The sequence below is a fragment of the Pseudokineococcus marinus genome (assembly GCF_013004605.1).
In the GTDB taxonomy this organism is placed as follows: domain Bacteria; phylum Actinomycetota; class Actinomycetes; order Actinomycetales; family Quadrisphaeraceae; genus Pseudokineococcus; species Pseudokineococcus marinus.
Map to the genome: position 1 here is coordinate 1 of NZ_JABEMA010000130.1, position 8552 is coordinate 8552.

An 8552-nucleotide genomic window follows, 5' to 3' on the forward strand; every position below is an offset into this window, starting at 1 on the left:
GGCGAGCACCTCCTCGCGGGCGCTCCCCCGCGCCCCCGCCGGGGCGCTCACCGCTCCCGCCCCGGGCGCGTGCGGGCGAACCAGTCGCGCGCGGTCTCGGCGGGCGGCACGTGGACGTCGCGGCTCGCCGTCCACCGCGAGGCCGGCCAGGGCAGCGCGGTGATGCGCCCGCTGCGGCCGCCGAGGAACCGGCCGAGGCCCAGGCCCTTCTCCGCGGCGCGGAAGCGGCCGGCGGACGTCATCGCGACCCGGGCGGCGCGCATGGCGACGTCCTGGCCCGTGGGCCGGTGGTGGCTCTCGACGGACGCCGCGCGCTGCTGCACGAGGAGGTTGGGGATGTCGATGCGGACCGGGCAGGCGTCGAAGCACGCGCCGCAGAGCGACGAGGCGTACGGGAGCGAGGCGTTGACGTCGTCCTCGCCCGTGATGCCCGTGAGCAGCGGCGACAGCACGGCCCCGATGGGCCCGGGGTAGACCGACCCGTAGGCGTGCCCGCCGGCGCGCTCGTACACCGGGCAGACGTTGAGGCACGCCGAGCAGCGGATGCAGTGCAGCGCCTCACGGCCCTCGGGGTCGGCGAGGACGCCGCTGCGGCCGTTGTCCATGAGCACGAGGTGGAACTGCTGCGGCCCGTCGCCCGGGGTGACCCCCGTCCAGGTCGACGTGTAGGGGTTCATCCGCTCCCCCGTGGAGCTGCGGGGCAGCAGCTGGAGGAAGACCTCGAGGTCCGACCACGTCGGCACGACCTTCTCCACGCCCATGAGCGTGATGAGGGTCTCCGGCAGCGTGAGGCACATGCGCCCGTTGCCCTCGGACTCGACGACCGACAGCGTGCCGGTGTCGGCGACGGCGAAGTTCGCCCCGCTGACGGCGACCTTCGCGGAGAGGAACTTCCGGCGCAGGTGGGCCCGTGCCGCCATGGCCAGCCGGCGCGGCTCGTCGGTGAGGTCGGGGTCCACGTCCGGCATCTCGTGCAGGAAGATCTCGCGGATCTCGCTGCGGTTGCGGTGGATGGCGGGCACGAGGATGTGGCTGGGCCGGTCGTCGCCGAGCTGGACGATGAGCTCGGCGAGGTCGGTCTCCCACGCCGCGACGCCGCCGGCCTCGAGGGCCTCGTTGAGCCCCGTCTCCTGCGTCGCCATCGACTTGACCTTGACGACCTCGTCGGCGCCCGTGGCGCGCACGAGGTCGAGCACGATCGCGTTCGCCTCCGCGGCGTCCCGGGCCCAGTGGACGACGCCGCCGCGCGCGGTCACGGCCGCCTCGAGCTGCTCGAGCAGCTCGGGCAGGCGCGCCATGACGTCGGCCTTGACGGCGGACCCGCTGCGCCGCAGCGCCTCCCAGTCCGGCACCTCGTCGACCACGGCGGCGCGCTTGGCGCGGATGACGCCCGTCGCCTTGCCCATGTTGCGACGCAGCTGGGTGTCCTGGAGCGCGTCCCGCGCCTCCGCGGGGAACGGGCGCGTCCCGCGCAGGTGGCCGACCCCGGCGGGGGCGTGCGCGGGGCGCACGGTCGGCGTCGGCAGGTCGGTGGTGCTCATACCGGGTCCTCCTCGAGCGGGTCGGTCGCGGGGTCCTCGCCCGTCTCCGTCCGCGGGACGCCCGCGGCGACCCCGGCGGCGAGGGAGCGCGCCGACGGCGTCTGCGTCGCCTCCGTGCTCGCGAGGACCTCCGCGAGGTGGACGGTCCGGACCCCGGTCCGCAGCCGGCCGAGGCCCCCGCCGATGTGGAGCAGGCAGGAGGAGTCGCCCGCGCTGCAGACCTCGGCGCCGGTGGACAGCACCGCGCTCATCTTGTCGGCGAGCATGGCCGTCGAGGTGTCCGCGTTCTTCAGCGCGAAGGTGCCGCCGAAGCCGCAGCAGACCTCGGCGTCGGGGAGCTCGACGAGCTCGAGCCCGCGCACCGCCCGCAGCAGCTGGAGCGGCTTGTCGCCGACCCGGAGCATCCGCAGCGAGTGGCAGGTGGGGTGGTAGGTCACGCGGTGCGGGTAGTAGGCCCCGACGTCCGTGACGCCGAGGACGTCGACGAGCAGCTCGGACAGCTCGTACGTGCGGGCGGCGACGGCCTCCGCGCGCACCGCGAGCGCCTCGTCGCCGCCGCGGCGGGCCACCATGGCGTGCTGGTGGCGGACGCAGCCGGTGCAGCTGCCCGAGGGCGCGACGACGGCGTCCCACTCCCCGTCCGCGACCGGCCCGAAGACCTCGGTCGCGTGCCGGACGACGGGCAGCGCCTCGCGCAGGTAGCCCGTGTTGACGTGCATCTGCCCGCAGCAGGTCTGCCCGGGCGGGAAGACGACGTCGTGCCCGAGCCTCTCGAGCAGCTCCACCGTCGCGCGCACCGCCTGGGGCGCCACCGCGTCGCCCAGGCACGTGGCCATCACCGCGATCCGCACGCGGACCTCCCGTCGTCGGTCGTCGTCCCCTGCGTCGTCGTCCCCGTCGTCGTCGGGGTCGCTGCGGCACCCGGGGCCGCCGTCGGAGGGCGCACCGCTAGGTCACCGCTCCGTACCGTCGCACGGCGAGGCCGTTGAGGAGCGCCGCCGCCACGAGCACGGCGCCGAGGGCCAGGAGCTGCAGCTGGGTGCCGGTGTTGCCCGCCACCGCGAGCAGGATGCCCGCGTTCAGCCAGACCACGAGCAGCGCGGCCAGGACGACGCCCGAGACCCTCCCGATGCCGCCCGTGATGGCGACGCCGCCGAGCACGGCGATGGTGATGGCGGGCAGCGCCAGGCCGTTGCCTGCGGTGCCGGCGTCGGGGCGCGCCGAGGCGAACTGCGCGGTGGTCACGACCGCGACGAGGCCCGAGATGAGCCCGGCCGCCGTGAAGGCCAGGAAGCGCGTGCGCCGGACGTCGATGCCGGACCACTCGGCCGCGACGTCGTTCGTGCCGATGGCGTACACCCGCCGCCCCCAGGCGGTCCGCGCCAGCAGGAGCCAGACGACGACGACCGTGGGCAGGAGGAACACGAGCAGGCTCAGCGGCAGGGCGACGTCGCCGACCACCGGCACGGCGCGCGCGAGGACGTAGAGGTCCTGGATCGGGGCGGTGCTGATGGGCTGCTGGCTGGTGATGACGATGGCGAGCGACGAGAAGGCGTAGTACGTCGCGAGCGTCGTGATGAGCGGTGGGAAGCCCAGGTAGGCCACCAGGCCGCCGTTGACCGCGCCGCACAGGGCGCCGAAGGCCGCGGCGAGCAGCACGGCGGGCACGAGCGGCCAGCCCCACTGGCCGTGGGCGAGGCCGAAGACCATGCCGGTCAGCGACACGATCGCGCCGACCGACAGGTCGATGCCGCCGCGGCCGGAGGTGATGACGAGCAGCTCCGCGAGCGCCAGCATCACCAGCGGCGGCAGGTTGATGAGCGCGAGGCCCAGGTAGCGGCCGTCGAAGGGCGCTGCCAGGTAGTTGCGGGCGCTCAGGTTGAGGAAGAACCCCACGACGACGACCAGGAGCACGACGAGGAGGAGCACGCGCTGGGTGAGCACGGCGCGCAGGACGGTCGACCCCATGCGCGCGAGGCCGCCGCCGCGCGAGGGGCCCCGCCCCTCGGGCCGCTCGGGCGCCGGCGCCCTGCTCTCCCCGTGCTGGGTGGACGTGCTCACGCGGACCTCCTGCGGCGCTGGCGCAGCAGGTCGACCCGACCGCCACGATGATGAAGACGCCGATGAACAGGCTCGACAGCTGCGAGGGCCAGCCGAGCTGGATGATGCCCGACGCCACCGTCTGGACGAGCAGGGCGCCGAGGACCGTGCCGAGGACGGAGCCGCGTCCGCCCGTGATGGACGTGCCGCCGATGACGACGGCCGCGATGGCGGAGAGCTCGAGCCCGAGGCCGACGTTGGGGGCGAGGGTCGAGGTGCCCTGGGCGATGACGAAGCAGGCCGCCAGGCCGGTGAGCAGCCCCGTGAGCACGTAGGCGAGGAGCACCCGCGGGCGCACCGCGATGCCCGCGAGCCGCGCGGCCTGCGCGTCGCCCCCGATGGCGTAGTAGTGCCGGCCACCGGCGGTGTGCCGCAGCGCCACCCACGCGAGCGCGGCCACGACGGCCACGAGCAGGAAGCTGTGCGGCACCCCGAGGGTCCGCCCGGCCTCGCCGCGGCCGAAGACGGCCAGCACGGGCGGGATGCCGTCGATCGTGCTCCCGCCGAAGACCTGCAGGCCCACGAAGCGGAAGATGTTGAGCGTCCCGAACGTGATGATGATCGCGTGGACGCGGCCGTAGGCCACGAGCACGCCGTTGACGAGCCCGAGGAGGCCGCCGACGGCGACGGACAGCAGGAGCACCGGCACGAGGGGCAGGCCGGACGCCGTCATGGCCGTGGCGGCGACCGCCGCGCACACGAGGACGATCGAGCCCACGGACACGTCGATGCCGCCCGAGATGATGACGACGGTGACGCCGATCCCGATGAGGGCGATGGGCGCCGTGGCCACGAGCAGCGGCACGATTGAGCCGCTCGACAGGAACGCGGGCGTCGCGAGGCCGAGCACCACCCACAGGACGGCGATGACGCCGACGAGCACGAGCTCCTGGCCGGTCACGGGGAAGGGCAGCACCCGCCCCCCTCCGGCGGCGCGGCGAGGCGTCGACCCGCGGGGCGGCGCGGGCGCGGCGGCGCTCACGCCGCCGCCCCCGCGGTCTCGCCGGCCGCGGCGGCGAGGACGTCGGCCTGCGACGCCCCGGGGCCGAAGTCGGCCACGGCGCGTCCGGCCCGCAGGACGACGAGGCGGTCCGACAGGCGGATCGCCTCGCCGAGGTCGGTCGTGACGACGAGCACGGCTGATCCCTCCTCGGCGATGCCGCGGACGATGCGGTGGATCTCCTCCTTGGCCCCCACGTCGACGCCCTGCGTCGGCTCGGCGAGCACGAGGACGCGGGGCCGCTCGACGAGCTGACGGGCCAGGACGACCTTCTGCGCGTTGCCGCCCGACATCGCCGAGATGGCCGTCCGCTCGTCCGGCGTCTTGACGGAGAGCCGGTCGATGGCCTCCCGGGCGACCCGGCGCTCGCGCGCCCGGTCCACCCAGACGCCCGCGCGGGACAGCAGCGGGAGGTTGCCCGCGGCGATGTTGAAGGCGATGGACTGGAAGGAGAACGAGCCCTGGAGCTTGCGGTCGGGCGGCACGAGGCCGATGCCGAGGGCGCGCGCGTGGCGGGGCGAGCGCGGCTGCACCGGCTCGCCGTCGACGAGGACGCGACCGGCGGTGGGGCGGCGGACGCCGTAGACGACCTCCGCCACCTCCGCCGCACCGCACCCCACGAGGCCGTAGAGGGTGAGGACCTCCCCCGGGCGCACGGCCAGGTCGAGGTCGGTCAGCCGCTCGCCCGCCGACAGCCCCTCGAGCCGCAGCAGCGGCGGGGCGTCCGGCACGTCCGAGCGCCCCGTCGCCTCGACGGGGACGCCGCCGACCATGAGCTCGACGAGCCGCCGGACGGTGAGGTCCTCGATGGCGTAGCTGCCCACGGTCTCGCCGTCCCGCATCACCGTCACCTCGGAGGCGATGGTGAAGAGCTCGTCGAGCCGGTGGCTGATGTAGACGACGGAGACGCCGGTCGCGACGAGCCGGCGCACCACGGTGAACAGCACCTCGATCTCGGCGTCGGTGAGGATGGCCGACGGCTCGTCGAGGACGAGGATGCGCGCCTCCCCGCCGAGCGCCTTGGCGATCGAGACCTGCTGCCGCTCCGCGATGGACAGCTCGCGGACCGGCGAGGTGGCGTACGACGCCGGCAGGCCGATGAGCTCGAGCAGCTCGACGACGCGGGCGTTCTGCGCGGCCCAGTCGACCCGCCCGCGACGCCGGAGCTCGCGGCCGAGGAAGACGTTCTCCGCCACCGTGAGGTCCGGGAAGAGCTGCGGCTCCTGGTAGACCGTCGCGACGCCGAGGTCGATGGCGCCGGCCGTGCTGCCGACGGCCGCACGCCGGCCGTCGACGCGGACCTCCCCGGTGTCGGGCTGCTCCGCGCCGGCCAGGATCTTGATCATCGTGGACTTGCCGGCGCCGTTCTCGCCCACGAGGGCGTGGACGGTGCCCGCCCGCACCCGCAGCTCCCCGGAGCGGACGGCGCGCACGGCCCCGAAGCTCTTGGAGATGCCGGTCATCTCGAGCCGGTACGGCTCCTGCCCCTGCGGGACGTGCGCGTCCTCCACGTCGCTCCCTCGTGCGTCGTCGCCCCGGTCGCCCCGGGGCGGTCGGTAGTGCTGCCGGGTGCTGCGGTCGCCCGTGTCAGTAGTCGTAGTCGCCGGCGTTGTCGGCCGTGATGCGCAGGGGCGGGCCGAGGAGCAGCGTCTTCGTCGCGTCGTCGTAGGTGACGTCGGGGTAGGTGTCCGTCACGGCCGACAGGTCGTCGAAGCCCTCGCCGGCGGCCAGCTGCGTGCCGGCGTAGGCGGTGAGGTACCCGAGCGCCTCGACGTCCCAGAGGATCGCCGCCGAGGACGACCCGTCCTCGAGGTAGGGCAGCATCGCCTGGGGCGTGCCGAGGCCCACCGTGGAGACCTCGCCGATCCGTCCGGCGTCGCGCACGGCCTGCGCCACGCCCGGGGCCGAGGACGTGCACTCCCCGACGAGGCCCGTGAGGTCGGGGTTGGCGTTCATGAGGTCGGTGGCGAGCTGGGTGGCCCGGGCCTGGTCCTCGCCGGCGTAGACGACGTCGACGATCTCCGCGTCGGGGTAGGCCTCCGCGGTGTAGCTGCGCTGGACCTCGATCCAGGCGTTGAGGTTCTGCGCGGTCTCGCCGCAGGAGACGATGGCGTACTTCCCGGAGCCGCCCATGGCCTCCATGAGGGCGTCCGTGAGGCCCTCGCCGATGCCCTCCGTCGAGGCCTGCTCGACGAAGACCTCGCGGACGCTGTCGGGGGCGTCGGTGTCCGACGTCGCGACGGCGATGCCCGCGTCGGCGGCCTGCTGGAGCAGCGGCGAGATCGAGTCGGGGTCGTTCGGCGCCACGACGAGCGCGTCGACGCCCTGCTGGACGAAGGAGCGCACGACGTCGGACTGCGCCGCCGCGTCGGCCTCGACGGGGCCCTGGTAGAGCCACTCGCAGCCGATCTCCTCGCAGGCGGCCTGGCCGCCCGTGTTCATCGCCTCGAAGTAGGGCACGCCCTGCAGCTTGGGCACGAAGGCGACCGAGGGGACGTCGCCGCCCCCGCCGCCGCTGCTCCCGGAGGCCCCGCCGTCGCCGGCCGGGGCCGAGCCGCCGGAACCGGTGCCGCAGGCGGAGACGCCCAGGGCGAGGGCCGCGAGGACCGCGGCGGTGCTGACGTGTCGCTTCATGGCTGCGCCACTCCTTCGTCGGCGGGGGACCGAGCGGTCGACGATCACGATGGATCGTTTCATCGGGTGCCCGGACGCTAGACGCCCGTGGCCGCGCGGGTCAAGGGGCCGAACGTTCCGTGACGGCACCGTCACAGCGGCGCAGCAGGAGCGCCGACCGGGGCCGGTGCGTCAGCCCGCCACCCCGGAGGACCGTCGGGACGTGGTCGAGGACCGGACGACGAGCTCGGGGCTGTAGAGGACCCCCTCGCCGGGGCCCGTCGGGCGCCCGCCCGGGCGTCCCGCCGCCACCTGCTCGAGCAGGAGCCGCACGGCCGTGCGGCCGAGGAGCTCGCGCGGCTGCCGCACGGAGGTGAGGGGGACGGTCGTCGTCGCCGCGAAGCTGATGTCGTCGTACCCGACGAGCGCGACGTCGTCTGGCACCCGGACGCCTCGGCGCAGGCACTCGTTGAGGACCCCGATGGCCAGGAGGTCGTTGGCGCAGAAGAGGGCCGTGGGGCGCTCGCCGGGCGGCAGGCCGAGCACCTGGGCGGCTGCCTGCGACCCGGCGCGGACGGACATCCCGGCGCTCTCGACGACGAGCACCTCGGCGCCGCCGGAGACCGAGCGCAGGCCCTGCAGCCGCTCCCCCACCTGCCGCAGCCCGAGCGGCCCCCCGACGAAGCCGAGCCGGCGGTGGCCGAGGTCCAGCAGGTGCTCGCCGGCGAGCGCGCCCCCGCGGACGTCGTCGACCGCCACGGAGGACTGGTCCGGGTCCGGCGTCCCGCGGTCGAGCAGGACGACCGGGGTCCCCCGGCGGCGGACCTCGGCCTGCGCCGCGCTCGTCCCGTCGAGCACCGGGCTGAGCAGGACGCCGAGGACGCGCTGCTGCTCGAGCCGGCGCAGGTGCCGCGCCTCGCGCTCGGCGGACCCGGCGCTGCTGCAGACGATGACGAGGTCGTCGTGCTCCTCGGCCGCGGCGTCCGCCCCGGCGACGACGTCCGCGAAGAAGGGGTTGGCCACGTCGAGGACGACGACGGCGATGGTGCGGCTCGAGCCCGCGCGCAGCTGGCGCGCGGACTCGTTGCGCACGAAGCCGAGCTCGGCGATGGCCTTCTCGACGCGCTCGCGCAGGAGGGGGCTGACGCCGTCCGGGCGGTTGAGCACGTTGCTCACCGTCCCGACGGACACCCCCGCCGCCCGTGCGACGTCCTTGACGCTCGCCATCTGCCCCTCCCGGCCCCCGTTCCGCCGGCCCGCGCCGCTCGGGGACGCGCCGACCCGCCCCGGGCCGCGGG

The 8552-nt window shown here is 75.2% G+C and carries 6 protein-coding genes and 1 pseudogene; all 7 read right to left on the reverse strand.

The genetic code is table 11. The features are described 5' to 3' along the window. Positions 1-47: 47 nt before the first annotated feature. Positions 48-1541 carry a LutB/LldF family L-lactate oxidation iron-sulfur protein gene (locus HLB09_RS09685; protein ID WP_171203179.1) on the reverse strand — a complete coding sequence of 498 codons (1494 nt, stop codon included), beginning with the start codon at positions 1539-1541 and terminating at the stop codon, positions 48-50. Next, positions 1538-2392 (reverse strand): (Fe-S)-binding protein, encoded by an 855-nt coding sequence (locus HLB09_RS09690; protein ID WP_171203180.1) that lies wholly within the window; start codon positions 2390-2392, stop codon positions 1538-1540. Before HLB09_RS09690 ends, HLB09_RS09685 begins: the two co-directional genes overlap by 4 nt. 97 nt (positions 2393-2489) lie before the next feature. Beyond that, positions 2490-3602 (reverse strand): ABC transporter permease, encoded by a 1113-nt coding sequence (locus tag HLB09_RS09695; RefSeq protein ID WP_212770849.1) that lies wholly within the window; start codon positions 3600-3602, stop codon positions 2490-2492. Then, positions 3599-4554, reverse strand: a pseudogene (locus HLB09_RS20360) (ABC transporter permease). The gene HLB09_RS09695 and the pseudogene HLB09_RS20360 overlap by 4 nt, the downstream one beginning before the upstream one ends. 65 nt (positions 4555-4619) lie before the next feature. Next, positions 4620-6152, reverse strand: coding sequence for a sugar ABC transporter ATP-binding protein (locus HLB09_RS09705; RefSeq protein WP_212770850.1), 1533 nt, complete (start codon positions 6150-6152; stop codon positions 4620-4622). A 76-nt stretch (positions 6153-6228) separates the two neighbouring features. Then, positions 6229-7275 (reverse strand): autoinducer 2 ABC transporter substrate-binding protein, encoded by a 1047-nt coding sequence (locus HLB09_RS09710; protein WP_171203181.1) that lies wholly within the window; start codon positions 7273-7275, stop codon positions 6229-6231. A 171-nt stretch (positions 7276-7446) separates the two neighbouring features. After that, on the reverse strand, positions 7447-8552 hold a 1106-nt coding region (locus HLB09_RS09715; protein ID WP_246234989.1), incomplete at its 5' end, for a LacI family DNA-binding transcriptional regulator.

Excerpts from the sequence above, each read along its gene's own strand:
- HLB09_RS09685 (WP_171203179.1), bottom strand. The coding sequence starts at position 1,541 with ATGAGCACCACCGACCTGCCGACGCCGACCGTGCGCCCCGCGCACGCC.
- HLB09_RS09710 (WP_171203181.1), bottom strand. The coding sequence starts at position 7,275 with ATGAAGCGACACGTCAGCACCGCCGCGGTCCTCGCGGCCCTCGCCCTG.